Source organism: Streptomyces sp. CNZ287 (genome assembly GCF_007827615.1).
Genome location: NZ_VISV01000013.1, coordinates 132299 through 151641, shown reverse-complemented (window position 1 = coordinate 151641; position 19343 = coordinate 132299). Strand labels below are relative to the sequence as shown.

At 74.4% G+C, this 19343-nt stretch carries 18 protein-coding genes and 1 pseudogene; 8 read left to right on the top strand and 11 right to left on the bottom strand.

The window, feature by feature from the left end:
- Positions 1–79: 79 nt before the first annotated feature.
- On the bottom strand, positions 80–1951 hold the full coding sequence (locus FB457_RS23010; RefSeq protein WP_047014903.1) for a transketolase: 1872 nt from the start codon (positions 1949–1951) through the stop codon (positions 80–82).
- A 408-nt stretch (positions 1952–2359) separates the two neighbouring features.
- Between FB457_RS23010 and FB457_RS23005 the strand changes: the two genes are divergently transcribed.
- Positions 2360–3205, top strand: a complete 846-nt coding sequence (locus FB457_RS23005; protein WP_047014904.1) for a SigB/SigF/SigG family RNA polymerase sigma factor — start codon at positions 2360–2362, stop codon at positions 3203–3205.
- 64 nt (positions 3206–3269) lie between these two features.
- Here FB457_RS23005 and FB457_RS35340 read toward each other — a convergent pair whose 3' ends face one another.
- Entirely contained in the window at positions 3270–3419 is a 150-nt protein-coding gene (locus FB457_RS35340) for a hypothetical protein (RefSeq protein WP_186462033.1), read from the bottom strand.
- A gap of 162 nt (positions 3420–3581) precedes the next feature.
- Here FB457_RS35340 and FB457_RS23000 point away from each other — a divergent pair.
- Positions 3582–3710, top strand: a pseudogene (locus FB457_RS23000) (NADP-dependent oxidoreductase); the annotation flags it as partial.
- A 97-nt stretch (positions 3711–3807) separates the two neighbouring features.
- Here FB457_RS23000 and FB457_RS22995 read toward each other — a convergent pair.
- The 5 genes from FB457_RS22995 to FB457_RS22975 all read right to left on the bottom strand — a co-directional run bounded on the left by FB457_RS22995 (position 3808) and on the right by FB457_RS22975 (position 7638).
- Complete coding sequence (locus FB457_RS22995; RefSeq protein WP_047014905.1) at positions 3808–4623, bottom strand: SAM-dependent methyltransferase; 816 nt, start codon at positions 4621–4623, stop codon at positions 3808–3810.
- A gap of 141 nt (positions 4624–4764) precedes the next feature.
- Positions 4765–5634 (bottom strand): RNA polymerase sigma-70 factor, encoded by an 870-nt coding sequence (locus FB457_RS22990; protein WP_047014906.1) that lies wholly within the window; start codon positions 5632–5634, stop codon positions 4765–4767.
- Positions 5631–6200: a carboxymuconolactone decarboxylase family protein gene (locus FB457_RS22985; protein ID WP_047014907.1), complete on the bottom strand. Its 570-nt coding sequence runs from the start codon at positions 6198–6200 to the stop codon at positions 5631–5633. Before FB457_RS22985 ends, FB457_RS22990 begins: the two co-directional genes overlap by 4 nt.
- A 168-nt stretch (positions 6201–6368) precedes the next feature.
- A complete protein-coding gene (locus tag FB457_RS22980; protein WP_164492513.1) occupies positions 6369–6620 on the bottom strand; it encodes a hypothetical protein in 252 nt (83 codons plus the stop codon).
- Positions 6621–6759: 139 nt separating this feature from the next.
- A complete protein-coding gene (locus FB457_RS22975) occupies positions 6760–7638 on the bottom strand; it encodes a hypothetical protein (RefSeq protein WP_145783066.1) in 879 nt (292 codons plus the stop codon).
- A 70-nt stretch (positions 7639–7708) separates the two neighbouring features.
- Here FB457_RS22975 and FB457_RS22970 point away from each other — a divergent pair, with 70 nt between their 5' ends.
- From FB457_RS22970 to FB457_RS22955, 3 genes are all read left to right on the top strand, one after another.
- Complete coding sequence (locus FB457_RS22970) at positions 7709–8383, top strand: ArsR/SmtB family transcription factor (RefSeq protein ID WP_486589108.1); 675 nt, start codon at positions 7709–7711, stop codon at positions 8381–8383.
- 343 nt (positions 8384–8726) lie between these two features.
- The gene (locus tag FB457_RS22960; RefSeq protein ID WP_047014910.1) at positions 8727–9455 is read left to right on the top strand and encodes a class I SAM-dependent methyltransferase; all 729 of its coding nucleotides are present in this window, start codon (positions 8727–8729) and stop codon (positions 9453–9455) included.
- 167 nt (positions 9456–9622) lie between these two features.
- Positions 9623–10507: a helix-turn-helix domain-containing protein gene (locus tag FB457_RS22955; RefSeq protein ID WP_047014911.1), complete on the top strand. Its 885-nt coding sequence runs from the start codon at positions 9623–9625 to the stop codon at positions 10505–10507.
- 16 nt (positions 10508–10523) lie between these two features.
- On the opposite strand, the gene rox is transcribed toward FB457_RS22955, so the two are convergent.
- The 3 genes from rox to FB457_RS22940 all read right to left on the bottom strand — a co-directional run bounded on the left by rox (position 10524) and on the right by FB457_RS22940 (position 13910).
- The gene (gene rox / locus FB457_RS22950; protein WP_047014912.1) at positions 10524–11951 is read right to left on the bottom strand and encodes a rifampin monooxygenase; all 1428 of its coding nucleotides are present in this window, start codon (positions 11949–11951) and stop codon (positions 10524–10526) included.
- 172 nt (positions 11952–12123) lie between these two features.
- A complete protein-coding gene (locus tag FB457_RS22945) occupies positions 12124–13113 on the bottom strand; it encodes an Acg family FMN-binding oxidoreductase (protein ID WP_047014913.1) in 990 nt (329 codons plus the stop codon).
- A 158-nt stretch (positions 13114–13271) separates the two neighbouring features.
- Positions 13272–13910: a TetR/AcrR family transcriptional regulator gene (locus FB457_RS22940; protein ID WP_186462032.1), complete on the bottom strand. Its 639-nt coding sequence runs from the start codon at positions 13908–13910 to the stop codon at positions 13272–13274.
- Between the two features lie 76 nt (positions 13911–13986).
- On the opposite strand from FB457_RS22940, the gene FB457_RS22935 reads away from it, so the two are divergent.
- On the top strand, positions 13987–15459 hold the full coding sequence (locus tag FB457_RS22935) for a cytochrome P450 (protein WP_145783064.1): 1473 nt from the start codon (positions 13987–13989) through the stop codon (positions 15457–15459).
- On the opposite strand, the gene FB457_RS22930 is transcribed toward FB457_RS22935, so the two are convergent.
- A complete protein-coding gene (locus FB457_RS22930; RefSeq protein WP_145783062.1) occupies positions 15448–16539 on the bottom strand; it encodes a DUF6777 domain-containing protein in 1092 nt (363 codons plus the stop codon). The two genes, FB457_RS22935 and FB457_RS22930, sit on opposite strands and share 12 nt — an antisense overlap.
- Positions 16540–16731: 192 nt before the next feature.
- Here FB457_RS22930 and FB457_RS22925 point away from each other — a divergent pair, with 192 nt between their 5' ends.
- A complete protein-coding gene (locus tag FB457_RS22925) occupies positions 16732–17139 on the top strand; it encodes a DnaJ family domain-containing protein (protein ID WP_047014917.1) in 408 nt (135 codons plus the stop codon).
- Between the two features lie 387 nt (positions 17140–17526).
- Entirely contained in the window at positions 17527–19314 is a 1788-nt protein-coding gene (locus tag FB457_RS22920; protein ID WP_145783060.1) for a sulfatase-like hydrolase/transferase, read from the top strand.
- Positions 19315–19343: the final 29 nt, after the last annotated feature.

Genomic DNA, 19343 nt, shown 5'->3' with positions numbered 1-19343 from the left:
TCCGGCCCCGCCGCTCGGCCGAGGACCGAGGGCCGGGGCCGGACCGTTCCGCTCGCCGCCGATGCGCTGCCGCTCCCCGTCATACGGGCCGGGCGGCCTCCGCGTCGACGAGGTTGCGGGCCGCCGCCGCGATCGCCTCCGCGTCGATGCCCGCCGCCGAGAGCTGCTGCGCTCCCGTCGCCGAGCCAGGCATGGTCCGTACCGCCAGCCGGGCGAGCCGCGGGACGGCGCGGCCGTCGGCGAACGCCTCGGCCACCGCGTCACCCAGGCCGCCCTCCGGGCGGTGGTCCTCGACGGTGAGGATCCGGCCGGTCAGCTCCGCCGCCGCGCGCAGGGCGACGACGTCGATTGGCTTGACGGAGTACAGGTCGAGCACGTGCGCCCCGATGCCCTCCGCGGCCAGCAACTCGGCGGCGACCAGCGCCTCGTGCACGGTGACCCCGGCCGCGGCGATGGTCACGCTGTCACCGGGCGTGGCGCGGAGCAGCTTGCTGCCGCCGATCGGGAAGTCCTCGTCGGGTCCGTAGAGGACGGGCCGGGCGCCGCGCATGGTGCGCAGGTAGCGCACGCCGGTCAGCTCCTCGCCCGCCATGGCGGCGACGAGCCGCGCGGTCTGGTTGGCGTCGCAGGGGTGCAGCACCGTGCTGCCGTGCACGGCGCGGAACATCGCCAGGTCCTCCAGGCCCATCTGCGACGGGCCGTCCTCGCCGATGGCGACGCCGGCGTGCGAGCCGACCAGGCTGAGGTTCGCCCGGCTGACCGCCGCCATGCGCACGAAGTCGTGGGCGCGGGTGAAGAACGCCGCGAAGGTCGCGGCGAACGGCATCCAGCCGCACGCCTGCATGCCGACGCCCGCCGCGACAAGTTGCTGCTCGGCGATGTAGCACTCGAAGTACCGGTCGGGGTGCTCCTTGGCGAAGAGCTCGGTGCGGGTGGAGTCCCCGACCTCGCCGTCCAGGGCGACGACGTCCGGCCGCGCCGTGCCGAGCGCCGCCAGCGCCTGCCCGTACGCGTCCCGCGTGGCCACCGGGTCCCCCACGTCGTACCGCGGCAGCAACGGACGCGGCGCCGCCGCGCGCGGCGGCGCGACGGCGGGCGGCGGGGTGTGCGGCTCGACGCGCAGGTCGCCGGTGCCGCCCAGTTCGGCGATCGCCGCCTCGGGGTCCGGCAGGGGCTTGCCGTGCATGCCCTCCCGGTTCGCCACGGAGGCGACTCCGCTGCCCTTCACCGTACGGGCGAGTACGACCGTCGGCCGGTCGGCCACGTCCGCGGCCTCGCTGTAGGCGGCATCCACGGCGGCGACGTCGTGCCCGTCGACCTCGATGGTGTGCCAGCCGAACGCCCGCGCCCGGCGGGCGTACGCGTCGAGGTCCCAGCCGTGCCGGGTGGGCCCGCGCTGGCCGAGCCGGTTCACGTCGACGATCACGGTGAGGTTGCCCAGATGCTCGTATCCGGCGTGCTCGAACGCCTCCCAGACCGAGCCCTCGGACAGCTCGCTGTCGCCGCACAGCACCCACACCCGGTACGGCAGGTGCGCGAGCCGCTTGCCCGCCAGCGCCATGCCGACGCCGATGGGCGGTCCCTGCCCGAGCGATCCGGTGGCCACGTCGACCCACGGCAGCATGGGCGTCGGATGCCCCTCCAGCCGGCTGCCCAGCTTCCTGAACGTCAGCAGTTCCTCGTCGTCGACGGCGCCGACCGCCTTGAACGCCGCGTACAGCAGCGGCGAGGCATGCCCCTTGGACAGGACCAGGTGGTCCGCGCCGGGGTGGTCCGGGCGGTCGACGTCGTAGCGGAGATGCCTCGCGAGCAGCACGGCCATCAGGTCGGCCGCGGACATCGACGAGGTCGGGTGGCCGGATCCGGCGGCGGCAGCGGCCCGTATCGCGTCGACGCGCAACTGGCGACCGAGTGCGAGGGAGAGGTCCGGATCCACATCGACGGAGGTCATGTCGTGCTCCTTGTCCGAGCGGTGTGTGCTGTCCCGGCCCGCGGGCACGGCGGCGCGCCAGTCCGGTCACGTACGCGCCGTGCCCGGGTCGGACATTCCGGGTACCACGCCGCGGCGGGTCCTAACGGCCGCTCTCGCGCCGGCGCCGGACGGGCCACCGTGGGTGGCGGTGGGGTCGCCGAGCGCGATCCGGCGGCGGGGCTTCGGCGGGGCCGGCGACCGTTCGTGCGGTGTGCCGTACCGGCGTATTCTGGAACAGGCCGTAGGAGCCCTGTTTGCATCAGACGGCGTCGGGCAGGCGGCCCGCGTGCTTCGGATCAGGGGCACGCCGCAAGAGTTCACGGTCACCCTGCCGCCGCCGTCGCTCCCCTCAATCGAACGCGCACGACCCGTCCGAGGGAGGCCCCCGTGGCACACGTCCGGACAAGGAGAAAGCACCCGCACCACGACGCACCCGACACCTCCGCGCAGTTCCGCCGGCTGGCCGGGATGCCCGAGGGGCCGGACAAGAAGGCCCTGCGGCAGGAGGTCGTCCGCGCATGGATGCCGATGGCCGCGCGGCTGGCCCGCCAGTTCAGGAACCGCGGCGAGGCGCTGGAGGACCTGGAGCAGGTCGCGCACCTCGGCCTGGTGAAGGCGGTGAGGCGGTACGACGCGGGACGCAGCAGTGCCTTCGAGAGCTTCGCCGTGCCGACGATCGTCGGTGAACTGAAGCGCCACTTCCGTGACCACATGTGGGGCGTCCACGTGCCCCGCCGGGTCCAGGAGCTGCGCAACCGCGTCCGCAGCGCGGGGCTGGCGCTGGCCGTCACGGCAGACGACCGGTTCCCGGCGATCGCGGACATCGCCGAGGCGGCGGAGCTGACCGAGGAGGAGGTGCGTACGGGCCTGGAGGCGTGGGAGAGCTACGCCACGCTCTCCCTCGACGCCGCCCTGCCCGGCGCCGGGGACGGCTACTCGCTCCTGGACACGTTCGGCAGCACCGAGCCCGGCTTCGACCAGGCCGTGGACCGCGAGGCCGTGCGACCGCACCTGAGCCGGCTGCCGGAGCGCGAGCGCGAGATCCTCTATCTGCGCTTCTTCTGCGACATGACGCAGCGCGGCATCGCCGAACACCTCGGCATCTCGCAGATGCACGTCTCCCGGCTGATCAGCCACTCGTGCGCGCGCGTCTGCGAGCGCGTGGAGGCCGACCAGGCGGCCGCGGGCCGGACGCCCGCCCCGGATCCGCTCGGCTCCGCCACCGCCGCGTAGCACCGCCCGGCGGCGGTAGCGAGGTGGGGCGGCCCTGGTCACGTACGGCCGGTCGATCGCCTCCTCACCGCGCCACCTTCCCGCCGCCGGGTGGAGGGAAGGCGACCGGGTAGTCCTCGCCCGCGTCGGCCGACCGGCTCACCGCCTCCCAGGCGGCGGCCGCCCCGGTACGCAACTGCGCGTCTTCTACCAGACCGACCCCGAGCTCTCCCACTCCGTCGTGGTGCAGCCGCGGCTGACCGACATCCTCTCCGCGCTGCTCACCGGCTACGCGGACCGTGGCGGCCGTTGAGAGACTGCTCGCCTCCCCCGGGAGCGCACCCGCCTGTTCAGAGCGGGCAGTCACCCCCGGCTGCCCGGAAGGAGCCGGAAACCCGTGCAAGCCATCACCGTCCGCGACCGTGACGCCGGCCCGGCAGGGATGACCCTGACCGGCCTGCCCCCTCCGCACGCCGCCGAGAACGACGTCATCGTGAAGGTGTACGCGGCCGGGTTCACCCCAGGCCGGCGCACCCCCGGGAAGACGATCATCCGGGTCGCCGACGACGACTGATCCTCGTCACCGTCCTCAGGCAGGCCCCAGGGGCCGCCCCGGCGCGAGGTCAGGGCTTGCGGCCCACCGCGCAGACCCGCCAGGGCGCGACCGGGCGGTTCTGGCCGACGGCCGCGTCCTCGGGGCGCCACTGGGCGCAGGGGACGACGCCCGGTTCGAGGATCTCCAGGCCGTCGAAGTAGCCGGCGACGTCGGCGTGGGTGCGGAGCGTCTGCGGGTCCACGCTCGCCTCGTTCCACATCTGCAGAACGCCGTCCACCTCGCTGCTCACGCCCTTGACGGGGTGGGCGAGCGCCAGATAGCTGCCGGCGGGGACGGCCGCGACGAACCGGCGCACGACCTCGCGCGCCTCCGCGTCGTCGACGACGAACTGCACGATCCCCAGCATCATCACGGCGACGGGCCGACCGAAGTCCAGGGTCTTCGCCGCCTGTTCGAGGATGGCCGCCACCTCGCGCACGTCGGCGTCGACGTAGTTGGTGGCGCCCTCCGGGCCGCTGGTGAGCAGCGCCTCGGCGTACCGCAGGACGAGCGGGTCGTTGTCGACGTAGACGACGCGGGACTCCGGCGCCACGTCCTGCGCGACCTCGTGGGTGTTGTGGTTGGTGGGAAGTCCGGCGCCGAGGTCGAGGAACTGGCGGATCCCGGCGTCGGCGGCGAAGTGACGCACCGACCGCGTCAGGAAGCCGCGGTCGGCCCGCGCGGCCTCCACGACGTCGGTCACGACCTCCGCCATCTGATCGCCGACTTCACGGTCGACCTCGTAGTTGTTCTTGCCGCCCAGCCAGTAGTCCCAGACGCGCGCCGAGTGCGGCCGCTGCTGGTCCAGTGACCTGGTTCCGTCGGGTAAGTGCTGCTCGGACATGATCGGCGCTCCTCGTGCGTTCGAATTCGGGCCGGACCCGCACCAGTGTGCCGTGGGAGCCGGTCCCCGTCCGGCACTCGGTCCAGGGAGCCGGATCCGGCGCGAACCCTGCCGTCTGCCGCGCCGCGCGGCGTCCGTGCGTCACCTGGTGAGGCGGGCGGGGTGGTCGATGCGGGTGAGCTTGTGCGGGTTGCGTACGACGTAGATCCGGGTGATCTTCCCGTCCGCCAGCTCCAGGCTCACCGCCGCCGGCTCCCCGTCGAACTCGACCCGGCCCGCGGGGGCGCCGTTGAACCAGACGGCGGCCGTCGCCAGCGCCGCCCGGTTCGCCGTCGCGAGCAGCTTCGCCACCGTGTGCGCGCCCCGGATCGGCGTCAGCGCCGCGGCCACGATCCCGCCGCCGTCCGCGACCAGGACCACGTCGGGCGCCATGACCGCCAGCAGCTCCTGCAGTTCACCGGTGTGCAGCGCTGCCAGGAAACGCTCCACCACCTCCCGCTGCTCGGACGGGCTGACCCGCACCCGCGGCCGGCGGGCCGCCACGTGCCCGCGGGCCCGCCGGGCGATCTGCCGCACGGTGGCCGCCGGCTTCCCGACGGCCTCGGCGATCTCGCCGTACGGCATGTCGAAGACCTCGCGGAGCACGAACACCGCCCGCTCGGTGGGCCCGAGCGTCTCCAGCACGGTGAGCATCGCCATCGACACGCTCTCCGCGAGCACGACGTCCTCGGCCACGTCGTGCGTGGTCAGCAGCGGCTCCGGCAGCCACTCGCCGACGTAGTCCTCGCGCCGCCGCGCCAGCGTCCGCAGCCGGTTGAGGGACTGCCGGGTGACGGTCCGTACGAGGTACGCCCGCGCGTCCCGCACCTCCGACCGGTCGGCGGCGGCCCACCGCAGCCAGGACTCCTGGAGGACGTCCTCCGCGTCCGCCGCCGAGCCGAGGATCTCGTAGGCGACGGTGAAGAGCAGGCTGCGGTGGGTGACGAACGGGTCGTCGGGCGCCGTGGTCATGCCCGGCCGGCGGCTTCCGTGCGGCCGGCCAGCGGGATCTCGCACGACTCGGAGAAACCCTGCGAGGTGACGCCGTGGGCGGTGTTCGCCCGTGTCGACAGATTGACGAACCCGACGAACGCGGTCAGCTCCACGAGTCCCGCGGCGCCGAGCTGCGCCAGCAGGCTCGCGGCCTGCGCGTCGGTGACGGCGGTCGGCGTCACCGACATCGCCTCCGCGTACGCCATCACCTCGCGCTCCAGCGGCGAGAACACGTCCGAGTCCCGCCACCGCGGCACCTGGCTGGCCTTGGCCGGATCCAGATCCTCGTTCCGCGCCTGGAAGTAGCCGACGTCGAGGCACCAACTGCACCCGACGAGGGCGGCGACCGCCATGTGGGCGAACGACTTCAGGCTCGCGTCGACGGCGCGCCAGGAGGCCGCCTTCGCGGCGAACTCCAGATTGTCGACGGCCACGTCGGGGTGGTTGAACAGCACCTCCACGGGCTCGGGCAACGCGCCGAACTGCTTCACCATGGCCTCCCGCATCTCGCCGGGAAGCTCCGCCCTGGGAACACGCAACGTCACGATCTCTCCTCACTCAAACGATCCGGTCCCCATCCAGACACCGCCCACCTCCCGGGCGTGACACCCGCGGGACGGGCCGGTGCTCGGGTCCGGCCGTCCGAGCTCAGTTCTGCTCGGCGACGACAGCGTCGTGCAGCCGCGCCGCGGCCGTATCCAAGAGCTTCGCGGTCAGTTCATCATCAGGTGCCACCAGCGGTCGGACGGCGGGGCCTTGCCCCCGTCGTCCAGGTACTCCTTCTCCGTCTCCACCGGACCCACGTCCCAGTCGCGGCCGAAGTCCGACTTTCGCGGCAGGGCCTGCCTGATGCCCTGCTTGCTCAGCGGCTCGGCCCGGTCCTCGTCCTGAGCCGCGGGGGAGGACGGGCGCGAATCCTCCTCCGCGCCGGGACCGTCATCGCCTGCTCCGCCGCAAGCCGTCACCAGCAGCACCACCGCTGCCGCTGCCGCTCGAACGCCCCCGTACGCGGCGAAGTCCCCACCCGTCCGCACCTTCCGCCCATGTCCGAAAAGCCATGAACATATCACCGCGGGCCCGGCAGGGGCGTGCCGGAAAAGCGGCTCAGGGGTCCGGTTCGGATTCCAGGTCCGTCACCTTCGCCGCCGCCCTGTCGGCCGCTCTGCGGGATTCGCGGGTGGCCCGGGTCGTGGCGGTCAGGGTGCGGCGGGCGTGGGTGAGGGCTTCGCGGGCGTCGGATTCGGCCCTCTCGGCGCTGCGCAGTTGCTCCGTCAGGTCGGCGACGCGGGCGGTGGCCTCTTCGAGGCGGGATTCCGCCCTGTCCCGCTGCAATTCGTCGCGGCGCAGGGCCTTGTCCTGATCGCGGGCCTCCCGCTCGGCGGCCTTGGCTTCTCTGCGGGCCCGGGTCAGCTCCTCGGCGCGGGCCTTCGCCGGGTCCTCGACGAGCTTGAGATGGCGCTTGCGGGCCGGGCGGCGGGAGGAGGTGGGCGCGGGGGCGGTGGTCGCGGTGCCCGGGAAGCCGGGGCGGGTGGTGAGGGGCTTGGCGAGGCGGCCCGCGGCCCACTCGCGGGCCGCGTCCGGGTCGGCGAGGACGGCGTGAAGGGTCGTCTCCACCTCGTGCTGGACGGCGTCGCCGACCGGCTGGCCGGCCTCGGCCGCGAGCCGGCGGGCCTCGCGGGCGAGTTCGGCGACCAGCGCGTTGCGCTGCCGGGTCAGTTCGCGCAGTCGGTCTCCCGCGAGCCGGTCCTGGGCCGCGCGCAGCCCCTCGCCGAGCCGCTGCAGCGCGTCGACCTGGTCGGGCGCCGAGCGGACCAGCAGGTTGCCGGCCCAGGCGGCGAGCGTCGGCTTGCGCAGGGCGGCGATCTGCCTGGCGAGCGCCGGTTCCTTGGCCGTACGCGCCGCGGCGACGTGCCGACCGCGGGCGGCGACGAACTCGCCCGGCGGCAGCCCGTACAGCTCGTCCGCGACGCTCTCCAGGTCCATCGGTCCCATTCTCCTCCCGGTTCACCCGCGATGCTTCTAAAGGAACCTTTCTAAAGGTACCTTTAGATGCATGCCGGACCGCATCGACCTCACCGACGCCCGCGCCCTGCGCGCCTACGCCCACCCCACCCGGATGGAGCTGGTCGGCCTGCTCCGCCGGCACGGGCCGCTCACCGCCACCCGGGCCGCGGAGCTGACGGGGGAGTCCGTCGCCGGGTGTTCGTACCATCTGCGGATGCTCGCCAAGTACGGGCTCGTCGAGCAGAGCGGCGGCGGGCGGGGGCGGGAGAAGCCGTGGCGGGCCACGGCGCGTACGACGCACTGGGAGGCCGCGTACGACGACCCGGCCGCGACGGAGGCCGTCGGGGACCTGACGATGGCGCAGGTCGACGCGTACGTGCGGAAGCTGGGCGCCGCGCTCGCCGTCCGCCACCGGCTGCCGCGCGCGTGGCAGGCGGCGGAGTACTCCGGGGACTGGAGCCTCTACCTCACGCCCGAGGAGCTGACCGGGCTGACGGAGGAGATGACCCGGCTGCTCTCGCGCTACGACGACCGCTTCGCGGACCCGGCGCGGCGCCCGGAGGGGGCGAGGCTGGTGAGCCTGCTGCGCCTGGCCTTCGTCGACCCGCCAACCGGGCCGGACACAGAGGACACCGCAGACACGGCAGACACGGCAGACACGGCAGACACGCCTCCCCCGCCCGCCCCGGAGCACCGCCCCGGGCCCCCGCACCCCTCGTCGTGAGCCGCCCCGCCCTCCCCGGGCTGCTCCGCGACCGCCCCTTCCGCCGCTACTGGGCCGCCCAGAGCGTCTCCCTCCTCGGCGACGAGGTCCACCGCATCGCCCTCCCCCTCGCCACCGTGTCGCCGTCGCAGCACCAGCTCGGCCACCGCGTCCCGCAGGGTGAGGATCTCCGCCATGCCACCCTTCATCCCGGGTGTGCGTCCTGCGCACGAGCGTTCGTCAACGCCGGGCCGGGTCTGGGGCCAGCCGGCCGCGTATGTCAACGGCCCGGCACCCGGGGCCCGCGCGGCGTGCGGGGGCGCGCGGCGTGCGGGGGCGCGCGGCGCCACTACGCTGATCGACGATGTTCAGTCCCGAGGGCCCGACCCTTCTCGAGCTGACCGTGCAGGCGATGTCCTCCACGGAACGCGGCTACGACCTGCTGGCGCCGAAATTCGACAGCTCCCCGTTCCGCACCCCCGACCGCGTGCTGGACGCGTTCGCCGCCGCCGTCGAGCCGCTGGGGCCGTTCGTGCACGGCCTCGACGTCTGCACCGGGACGGGCGCGGGCGCGGGGACGCTGCGCCGGCTGTGCAAAGAGCGGGTCGTCGGCGTCGACTTCAGCGCCGGAATGCTCGCCGAGGCGCGGCGCGCGTACGCGGACGCCGCAGACCCGCCCTCGATGCGCTGGGTGCGTGCGGACACCCTGGCGCTGCCTTTCGCGCCCGCCTTCGACCTCGCCGTGAGCTTCGGCGCCTTCGGCCACTTCCTGCCCCGCGAGCGCCCGGCGCTCTTCTCACAGGTCTTCCGGTCGCTGCGCCCCGGCGGATACTTCGCCTTCCCCGTCCCCGCGCCGCAGCCGGTCGGGTCCCGGGGGTACTGGGCGCTGTGGGGGTTCGACACCGCGATGCGGGTCAGGAACGCGCTGTGGCGCCCGCGGTTCGTCATGTACTACCGCACGTTCCGCCTGCCGGACGTGCTGGCGGACCTGGAGCGCACCGGGTTCACCGTGGCGACGGCCGCGCTGGAGGATCTGGGGCGGCGGCCTGACGGCAGTCCGCGCGCCCGTGCGGTCTTCGCGCGGCGCCCCTGACCCGTCCGGACGGCTCGTACGGCCCGACCGGCCGACGGGAGTAACGGCCGTGTTCCAGAGGCATATTCAACTTTGACAATCGCTTTCCCTGTACACGTTGACTCCTTCGATGCGAGACTGAAGGGCGCGACCTGATCATCCCTGGGAGCCCGATGCACGCGCCAAGCATGTCGGAGACGAACTCTCTGCCGGCCCCGTCCCGAGGCGGCCCCACCGTCCGCCGCATCATCCTCGGCAACAACCTGCGACGGCTGCGCGAGCAGCGCGGCATCACCTTCCAGGCCGCGGCGCGCACCATCGGCGCCTCGCAGCCCAAGCTGAGCCGGCTGGAGCTGGGCCGGGGCGGCTGCAAGGAACACGACATCGCCGCCCTGCTGACGCTCTACGGGGTGGAGGACGAGGCCGAGCGCGAGCACTACCTCGCGCTGGCCCGCGGGGCCAACACCACCGGCTGGTGGCACCAGTACAGCGACGTGACGCCCGCCTGGATGGAGACGTTCCTCGGCCTTGAGGAAGCCGCCTCGCTGATCCGCTCCTACCAGGCCCAGCGGATCCCGGGCCTGCTGCAGACCGCCGACTACGCGCGGGCGTTCGCCCAGGTCGCGTACCCGAACGCGGACGAGGCGGCCATAGAGCGCCACGTCGACCTGCGGCTGCGCAGGCAGCAGATCCTGGGCCACGCCGACCGGCCGGCGCGCTACTGGGTGGTCCTCGACGAGGCAGCGCTGCGCCGCCCGCTCGGGGGGCGCACGGTGATGCGCGCGCAGATCAAGCACCTGCTGGGGATCCTGGGGCTGTCGAACATCACGGTCCAGGTCGCCCGCCTCGCCACCGGCCGCTTCGCGGCCGTGGTCAGCCCGCTGACGATCCTGCGCTTCGCGGAGCCGGACCTGCCGGACGTGGCGTACATCGAGCAACTGACCAGCGCCCTCTACCTCGACAAGCGCAACGATGTCGAGCGGTACCTGCTGACGATGGACGGGCTCTGCGCGGCGGCGGAGAAGCAGGAGTCGAGCCAGGAGATGCTGGAGCAGTTGCTCGCCGAGTACTGACGCCGGCGCCCGGGGATCAGGCGGCGGGCGCGCCGAACCACCGCGGCAGGTGGTCGAGGAGGCCGGCCTGGTCCTCACCGGCCCAGGCGACGTGTCCGTCGGGGCGGAGCAGCACGGCGGGGACGTCCAGTTCCGCTGCGGCGTCGACGACGTGGTCCACGCGGTCCGCCCATCCCGCGACGGAGAGACGGCCGGTCCGGTCGAGCAGGAGGCCGCGGCCGGCGCGCGTCAGCTCGTACAGCCGGCCCTCGCTCAGCGGCATGTCCCGTAGCCGGCGGCCCAGCAGTTCGTGGCCCGGGCCGAAGTCGTAGCGGATGCCGATCGCCATGACCCTCTCGATCAGATACCGGTGGACCTCCCCGAAGTCCATGAGATCGGCCATCAGCCGGCGCACGGCCTGCGGCCCCGGCTCGGTGGACATCAGCTCCATCTGCGCCCGGGTGAAGTCCAGTACCCCGGCGGCCACCGGGTGGCGCTCGGCGTGATAGCTCTCCAGCAGCCCTTCAGGGGCCCAGCCGGCGAGCGCCGCGGCGAGCTTCCAGCCGAGGTTGAACGCGTCCTGAACGCCGAGGTTCAGCCCCTGCCCGCCCACCGGCGGGTGGACGTGCGCCGCGTCACCGGCCAGCAGCACCCGGCCCACCCGGTACCGCTCGGCGAGTCTGGTGGCGTCGCCGAAGCGGGAGAGCCAGCGCGGGGAGTGCACACCGAAGTCGGTGCCGGCGACGGCGCGCAGCTGCGCCCTGAACTCGTCGAAGGCGGGCGGCACCGAGCGGTCCTCGGCCACCCCCGCGGCCGGCACGCCGACGCGGTACGCCCCGTCCGGCAGCGGCATGAGGCCGAACCGGAGCTGCGTCCTGCGGACTTCTGCCATCACGGCGGTCACCGTCTCCGGCGACGCGGTCAGCTCCATCTCGCCGAGCAGGGTGTCGACCCGGCTGGGCTCGCCGGGGAAGCCGACGCCGAGAAGCTTGCGCACCGTGCTGCGGCCGCCGTCGCAGCCGACGAGGTAGCGGGCGCGCAGCGGTTCCGATCCGGCCACCTCCACGGTCACGCCGTCCCCGTCCTGGCTCAGCCCGGTCACCTCACGGCCGCGGCGGATCTCGGCGCCCGCCTCGGCGGCGTGCTCCTCCAGCAGCCGGTCGGTGAGGGTCTGCAGGAGGCCGAGGACGTACGCGTGCGCGCTGTCCAGGCGATCCGGCGCGGGCTTGGCGATGCCGGCGAAGAAGCCGCCGACCGGGTAGCGCGTGCCCAGCGCGAGGAACTTCTCCAGCAGGCCGCGCTGGTCCAGCACCTCGATGCTGCGCGCGTGCAGCCCCAGCGCCCGCACGACCTTCGTCGGCTCCCGCTCCTTCTCCAGCACCACCACGCGCACGCCGTGCAGCCGGAGTTCGGCCGCCAGCATCAGCCCGGTCGGGCCGCCCCCGGCGATGATCACGTCGCTCATGAATCTCCCGTTTCCGCAGGTCCTGGCTTCGGCGGAGATTCTGCAACAAACCGTGGGGCTTGCCGCAAGCCCCGGGGTGCGCTATACGTTGAGAGTGGCAAGGAGCGCATGCTCCTTGCCGTTCGCCGTTTCCGGCACCTTCGCGTACGTGCCGGGCGGCGGCGGCCGGCGCTCAGATGACCTCCATGACCTCCGAGAGCGGGCGGCGCGGCGTCGTCGGGCCGCGGGGCCCGTAGCCGATGCGCAGCACCATCTGGACCTGGCCGACGTCGGTCAGCGGGTCACGGACGAGCGCGCGCAGGTCGGACCACTCCAGCGCCTCACTCGTCAGCGAGACCGCGAGCCCGGCGCGGGTGGCCGTCAGCAGCACCCGCTCCAGCGCCTGGCCCGCACGCAGCCACTCGGCCGGGCTGTCGTGCGCGGTGCCGAGCAGGGCGATGTTCGGCACGCTCTCGAAGGGGGCGCTGGTCCGGCCGGGCGGCTCGGTGCGGCCGGCGAAGTCGCGCATCGGGGCGGTGCCGCCCCGGCGCCGGGGGCCGTACGCGTAGCCGGGGACGCCCTCGTCCGCGGTGTCCGGCCACGGGTGCGTCCAGCGGGCCAGCTCCTCGGCACGGTCGGGCGTCTCGGCGTCGCGTACCTCGGCGTCCTGCACCAGCTCCAGCAGGGACGCCGCATGCCAGGCGTCGGGGAACACCAGCTTCGCGCCCTCGGTACGCGCCGCCTCGACGAGGTCAGCCAGATCGGCGGGCGGTACGGGCCTCTCCGCGAACGGCCAGCGGCTGGAGTGCCGGCGGGGGATCTGCTCGGCCAGTGCGGCGAGCGCCGCGTCGGTCTCCTCGCCGGGCTCCGCGCCGGTGAGCCGGACGGAGGCGAGCAGCAGCGGCTCGTGCTCGGCCGGGAGCAGCTCGGTCCTGGTCCGCCAGCCGGCGGCGGCCGCGGCGGCCCGCAGGTTGCACAGGGCCGCGCCGCAGCCGACGTGGAGGGAGCGCCGCTCGGGGTCGGCGGCGGGCATGGCGCGCTCCATGTCGGCGCGCATCTCGACGGTGCGGTGGCCGAGGTGGCAGCGGAAATGCCACGGCTGTGCGTTGTGCATGGAGGGCGCGGCGGTCGCGGCGTGTACGAGTTCCGCGGCCCCGGTGGCGTCCAGTGCTCGCGCGGCCATGCTCACCAGCGTAGGGCCGCGGCCCGCGGCTCACGAGTCGAGCGGCGGCGGCCCCGCGGGGACCGCCCGGCGGACGGGCGGCGGCCCACGGGCGCGGCCGTCCGGTCCCCCGCGCCGGCCCGGTCCGCGGCCGCCGTGCGGCGGGCGGCCCCGGCGCCTCAGTCCCCCCGCGCTCCCTCCAGCGCCCCGAGCAGCGCCCGGGTGCACACCTCCCGGACCTCCGCCCGCGACGGCTCCCCGCGCTCCAGCCAGTCCAGGACCGCCGCCGTGACGAACGCCAGCCAGCCGTGCACCGCCAGCCGCAGCGCCGCGGGGGCGGGCCCGTCGATCAGCCCGGCGGCGGCCTGGGCGTCGAGCACCGCGACGATCCGGCGCTCCTGCTCGGCGAGGAGCTGCTCGTGGATCTCGTGGATCTCCCGGTCCCCGGTGGCCGAGGCGCGGTGGAAGGCGCGCAGGCCGCGCGCGTGCTCCTCGGCGTAGCGCAGGTACGCCTCCAGCCCCTGCTGCACCTGCCGGCCGACGGGGGTGTCCGGGTCCGGCTCGGTCATGCGCAGCAGGTGCTCGCCCTCGTGCCGGATGACGGCCGCGTAGAACTGCCGCTTGGTCGGGAAGTAGTGGTAGAGCAGCCCGCGCGAGACGCCGGCGCGCTCAGCGACCGCCTCGATCCAGACGTCGTCGAAGGGCCGCTCGGCGAAGAGTTCGGCGCCGATCCGCAGCAACTGCCGGCGCCGCTCCTCGGTGCCCATGCGGGTGCGCGGGCGCCCCGTCTGCGTACCCCGAGCGCCGGAACGAGCCATCGCGCCACCTTACTTGACACCGGTTCAGCACTGCCGCACGCTGCTTACTGAATCGAGTTCAATAAGGGAGGGCACGATGGCGACGCCGTTCTTACGCACCCGTCCCGCACCCTGGCCGGAGCTGAGCCGCATCCCCCGCCCCCGCCACCGGCTGCCGGTGGTGGGCGACGTCTTCGGCCTCGACCCCGGCACGCCCGTACAGGACTCGCTGCGGCTGGCCCGGGAGCTGGGGCCGATCTTCCGGCGCAAGATCTTCGGGCTGGAGATCGTGGTGGTCTCCGGCGCGGACCTGGTCGCCGAGTTGGCGGACGAGTCGCGGTTCACCAAGCGCGTCGTGCTCGCGGTCTACAACCTGCGCGAGGTGGGCGGCGACGGCCTCTTCACCGCGCACAGCCACGAGCCCAACTGGCAGCTCGGCCACGACATCCTCGCGCCCGCCTTCACCCGCGAGGCCATGGAGCGCTACCACCCGGTGATGCTCGCGATGGCCTCCCGGCTCACCGCCGCCTGGGACGCGCACGCCGCCGCGGGCACCGCGGCCGACGTCTCCGCCGACATGACCAAGCTGACCCTGGAGACCATCGCCCACACCGGCTTCGGCTACGACTTCGGCTCCTTCGAGCGCACCGAGCAGCACCCCTTCGTCGCCGCCATGGTCCGCTCCCTGCGCCACGCCCAGGGCGCCGACGTGCCCCGGCCGTTCAGCCCGGTGAAGAACCGCGTTCCCGGCCGCGGCAGCGCCGACGCCGCGTATCTCACCTCCGTCGTCGACCGGGTCGTACGGGAGCGCACCGCGCGCGCGGACCCGGAGGCGCAGGACCTGCTCGGGCTGATGCTCCACACCCGCCATCCGCGCACCGGGGAGCGGCTGTCGCCGGAGAACATCCGGCACCAGATACTGACGTTCCTGGTCGCCGGGCACGAGACGACCTCGGGCGCGCTCTCCTTCGCGCTGTACTACCTCTCCCGTCACCCCGAGGTGACGGCCCGGGCCCGCGCCGAGGTGGACCGGGTGTGGGGGCCGGCCGGGGATCCGTCGTACCGGCAGGTGAGCAAGCTGCGCTACGTGCGCCGGGTGCTGGACGAGTCGCTGCGGATGTGGCCCACGGCGCCCGCGTTCACCCGCGCCGCCCGTACGGACACGATGCTGGGCGGCGTCCACCCGATGCGGGCCGGCGCGTGGGCCCTGGTCCTGATCCCGGCCCTGCACCGCGACCCGGCGGTCTGGGGCGAGGACGCCGACCGCTTCGACCCGGACCGCTTCCTGCCTGAGCGGGTACGGGCCCGGCCCGGGCACGTCTTCAAGCCCTTCGGCACCGGCGAGCGGGCGTGCATCGGGCGGCAGTTCGCGCTGCACGAGGCGACGCTCGTACTGGGGCTGCTGCTGCGCAGGTACGAGCTGCGCGCCGACCCCGGCTACCGGCTGGACATAGCCGAGCGGCTGACGCTGATGCCGCGCGGGTTCACGCTGGCGCCGGTGCGGCGCCGGCCCGCCGCGCCCCGGGCGGCGCCGGGCACCGCGGCGGAGCCGGCGGGATCACCGGGCTGACGCGCCCGACGACTCGCCCGCGGAGACGCGCTCGTGGTCCTCTTCCTCGTCGATGCCGCCGGGCAGCGGCGGGGCGGTGCTCGGCTCCCCGGACTCGGTGCCGGGCCCCTCGGACGGGCCCTCGGTGGTCGGCCCGGGACTGCCCGTGGGCTCGGCGCTGGGGCTGCGGGAGCCGCTGGGCGACGGCGGGTTGAAGTGGTCCCGCGGCGGCTGCGGCAGCTTCCGGTCCTCGCCGGGCCGCGCGCCGACGGGCCGCTCGAACCACAGGTCGGTGTTGACGTCCACGATGACGAGCCTGGACAGCGCCTGCTGCGCCGGGGTGACCACGACGGTCCGCGACGGCCGGTAGCCGCGCCAGCCCGTGCCACCGTAGCGGTCGTTGCCGCTCAGCTTCTCCGGCGCCGTCAGCGGGCTGCCGCTCGCGCACCGCACCCGCGGTACCCCCTTGTCGTCGACCATCACCGCGGTGCCTGCCTGGAGCACCGACTGGAACGGGCTCGCCTCGCCGTCCGCGAAGCCGTGGCCCGTGAGGCGGGTGTCGGAGCGCAGCAGCACGGAGGTGAGTTCGCGCAGGAAGCCCGGCAGATCCCCCTCGTCGACCCGCAGGGTGCGGGCGAACGCCGCCTGCTTGCCGGCGTCGCGGCCGAGGAAGGCGATCTGCTTGTCGACGTCGCAGCTCGCGACGTTCCGTACGCCGCCGTAGAGCCCGGCCTTCCCGCCCGGCACCGACTGGTGCCTGCTCGGCTCCGCCGGCGGCGGGCTGTCGGGCGTCGCGGCGGTGCGGGAGGGCGACGGCGCGGCGCCGTCGGGCGTCGCGGTGCTCGGGGTGAACGGGTCATGCCCGCGGTCGGCGACGGGCTGCAGCACCAGCTCCGCCGCCGCGTCGGCGGCGGAGGCGCTGCCGCCCTGCCCGGGCAGGGCGCAGGACGCGGCGGTGACCGAGAGGACGAGGACGGTGGCCGCGGCGCCGGCGAGGTGCGCGGAGCGCGGCAGCCGCGAGAGCCGCGGCGTGGGGCGCGCGGGGCGCGGGGCACGGCGCGGCGGCAGCGGTGCACGGCGCGCGGAACGCAGACGGGGCACGTGGGTCTCCCTCTCGGGGGCCGGGTGGACACCTTCCGAGGCCATTGTCTGAATTGTTACCAAGGTGTGCGCAAGCTGAGAGCCGCCATCGGCGCGACGCCGCCCGCGCGCCGCGTGCCGGGGCGCCGCCGGTACCGTTGAGGTGGGAGAACAGCCGATCGGCGACCGCCGCGAGCGGAGGGAGCATCGCGCATGACCGAACGCAAGCCCCCGGGTGTGAGCTTCGAGTCCTGGATCGACCGGCAGATCCGGGAGGCGGCCGAGCGCGGCGAGTTCGACGACCTCCCGGGCAAGGGCAAGCCGCTCGCGGATCTCGACCGGCCGTACGACGAGCTGTGGTGGGTCAAGGCGAAGATGGCGCGCGAGCAGTTGTCCGCGCTGCCGCCCTCCCTCGCCGTCCGCAAGGAGGCCGAGGCCGCGCTCGCCGCCGTGACCAGGGCGCGGAGCGAGCGGGAGGTGCGCGAAATCGTCGCGGAGGTCAACGAGAAGATCCGCGCGGCGCACCGCGCGCCCGCCGTCGGCCCGCCGCTGAGGCTCGCCCCGCTGGACGCCGACACGCTGGTACGCGAGTGGCGTGAGGGGCGCGAGGGACGCAAGTAGGGCCTCCGGAGCGACCGGAAGCTGAGCCTCCGCGAGCCCTCAACGCGCGTGGGAGCGTCGATCGTTGGTGGTAGGGTCCCCCTCGAAACGTCAAGCCGTACGCAAGCGCACGGGGTAGACGCAGTCCGGGGGGAACTGATCCGTAGGTCACCCCTGCGCGGCCATTCGCCGTCCCGACCAGACGGCGCGGCAGTCGGACGCCCGGCCATACCCCGGATACGGGCGTCTCGCACCGCTTCCGGCCCGGCTTCCGCCACGGCGGACCCGGCAGCCGGACCCGTCCACCCCCGCCGGGTGAAGCGGCCCCGGGACACTGCGTGCCCGCCCCGCCACCGCCTCCGGACGGCGCTGCTCATCGGCACCAGTCGTCCGAGAGGGGGGAGCCGGTTGACCACCCGACGGCAGTTCCTCGCGGCCGCGGCCGGGGGCGCCGGCGGCGCGGCCCTGACCCCCGCCCCGCTCGCCGCCGCGCCGGGCAGCCCGCGCGGCGACCGCCCCAACATCGTGCTGATCGTCGCCGACGACCTCGGCTACGGCGAGCTGGGCTCGTACGGTCAGCGGCTCATCCGCACCCCCCACCTGGACCGGCTCGCGGACGAGGGACTGCGGTTCACCGCCGCGTACGCCTCCGCGCCGGTCTGCGCGCCGTCGCGCGCCTCGCTGCTGACCGGCCTGCACAGCGGCCGGGCCCGGGTGAGGGAGAACCCGATGCGCGGCATCCAGCCCTCCATCGGCGACGCCGACACCACGGTCGCCGAGCTGCTGCAGGCCCGCGGCTACCGCACGGCGTGCATCGGGAAGTGGGGCTTCGGCCCCGAGGAGCCGGACCAGCACAGCCACCCCAACTACCGGGGCTTCGAGGAGTTCTACGGCTATCTGACGCACCGGCACGCGCACTACTACTTCCCGCAGTACCTCTGGCACAACAGCCGCCGCGTCCCGCTCGCGGGCAACGGGGAGGGCGGGCGCGGGACGTACGCGCCCGAGCAGTTCTCCCGGCGCGCCCTGCAGTTCATCCGCAGCCACGCCGAGGAGCCGTTCTTCCTCTACCTCTCCCCCAACGTGCCGCACGCCCCGAGCACCGTGCCGGACACCGGCGAGTACAGCGACACGGACTGGAAGCCGGAGGACAAGGGGCACGCCGCGCAGGTCGCCAACTTCGACCGGATGGTCGGCCAGGTGATCGAGGAGCTGTACGCGCGCCGCATCGCCGAGGACACCGTGGTGATCGTCACCAGCGACAACGGCCGGCACGAGGAGGGCGGCGTGACGCCGGCGCTCTTCCAGCGCGAGCAGGGGCTGCGCGGCTACAAGCGGAATCTGTACGAGGGCGGCATCCGGGTGCCGTTCATCGCCTGGTCCCCGTACCGCATCCGGCGGGGCGTCGTGAACCGGCCGACGCCCCACATAGACCTGCTGCCCACCCTCGCCGAGCTGGGCGGCGCCCCCGCGCCCCGGGACGTCGACGGGCTCTCCCTCGCCCCGCTGCTCACCGGCACCGGGCCCGCGCCCCGGCACGAGTTCCTGTACTGGTACCGCAACGAGCGGGCCTCCACGCCCCTGGCCCGCGCCGCCGACCACGACCGGATCGGCCGGATCTCCGAGGCGGTGCGCGCCGGCGACTGGAAGGCGGTGCGCTTCGCACCCGGCAAGGACCGCAGGGCCCCGGCCGACCGCTGGCAGGTGGAGCTGTACAACCTGGCGGACGATCCCGCCGAGTCCGTCGACCGGGTCGCGGACCGGCCGGACATCGCCGCCCGGCTGGTGCAGGTCATGCGGCGGGAGTGGCGCGACACGTACGACCGCGAGCCCTTCGGCGTACGCATCGCCGCCCCGCCCTACGCCGAGCCCGGCCGGGTGCTGACCGTCACCGCCACCCTGCACAACGGGTCCGGCAGCCCGTGGACCGAGCCGCGGGTGCAGTTGCAGGTCCCGGAGGGCTGGAAGGTGCGCGCCGCGACCCGCAGGCCGCGCGGCCGGCTCGCGCCGGGCGCCGAGGTGGTCACCCGCTGGCGGGTGACGCCGCCGAAGGGCGCCCCCGCGGGCCGCTGGGAGCTGCGCGCGCGGGCCGCCGCGCGGTGCGCGGGCGCGCCGCTGACGTACCGCACGCGGCAGGCGCTGCTCACCCCGCCGGCGAAGGGCGGCTACTTCGGCGACCTGCCCTGGCTGACCTGAGGAGCCCGTGCCGTACGGACCGGGCGGCG

Coding starts and splice junctions, on each gene's coding strand:
- FB457_RS23010 (WP_047014903.1), bottom strand. CDS start 1,951: ATGACCTCCGTCGATGTGGATCCGGACCTCTCCCTCGCACTCGGTCGC.
- FB457_RS22995 (WP_047014905.1), bottom strand. CDS start 4,623: ATGTCCGAGCAGCACTTACCCGACGGAACCAGGTCACTGGACCAGCAG.
- FB457_RS22990 (WP_047014906.1), bottom strand. CDS start 5,634: ATGACCACGGCGCCCGACGACCCGTTCGTCACCCACCGCAGCCTGCTC.
- FB457_RS22975 (WP_145783066.1), bottom strand. CDS start 7,638: ATGGACCTGGAGAGCGTCGCGGACGAGCTGTACGGGCTGCCGCCGGGC.
- FB457_RS22970 (WP_486589108.1), top strand. CDS start 7,709: ATGCCGGACCGCATCGACCTCACCGACGCCCGCGCCCTGCGCGCCTAC.
- FB457_RS22960 (WP_047014910.1), top strand. CDS start 8,727: ATGTTCAGTCCCGAGGGCCCGACCCTTCTCGAGCTGACCGTGCAGGCG.
- FB457_RS22955 (WP_047014911.1), top strand. CDS start 9,623: ATGTCGGAGACGAACTCTCTGCCGGCCCCGTCCCGAGGCGGCCCCACC.
- rox (WP_047014912.1), bottom strand. CDS start 11,951: ATGAGCGACGTGATCATCGCCGGGGGCGGCCCGACCGGGCTGATGCTG.
- FB457_RS22945 (WP_047014913.1), bottom strand. CDS start 13,113: ATGGCCGCGCGAGCACTGGACGCCACCGGGGCCGCGGAACTCGTACAC.
- FB457_RS22940 (WP_186462032.1), bottom strand. CDS start 13,910: ATGGCTCGTTCCGGCGCTCGGGGTACGCAGACGGGGCGCCCGCGCACC.
- FB457_RS22935 (WP_145783064.1), top strand. CDS start 13,987: ATGGCGACGCCGTTCTTACGCACCCGTCCCGCACCCTGGCCGGAGCTG.
- FB457_RS22925 (WP_047014917.1), top strand. CDS start 16,732: ATGACCGAACGCAAGCCCCCGGGTGTGAGCTTCGAGTCCTGGATCGAC.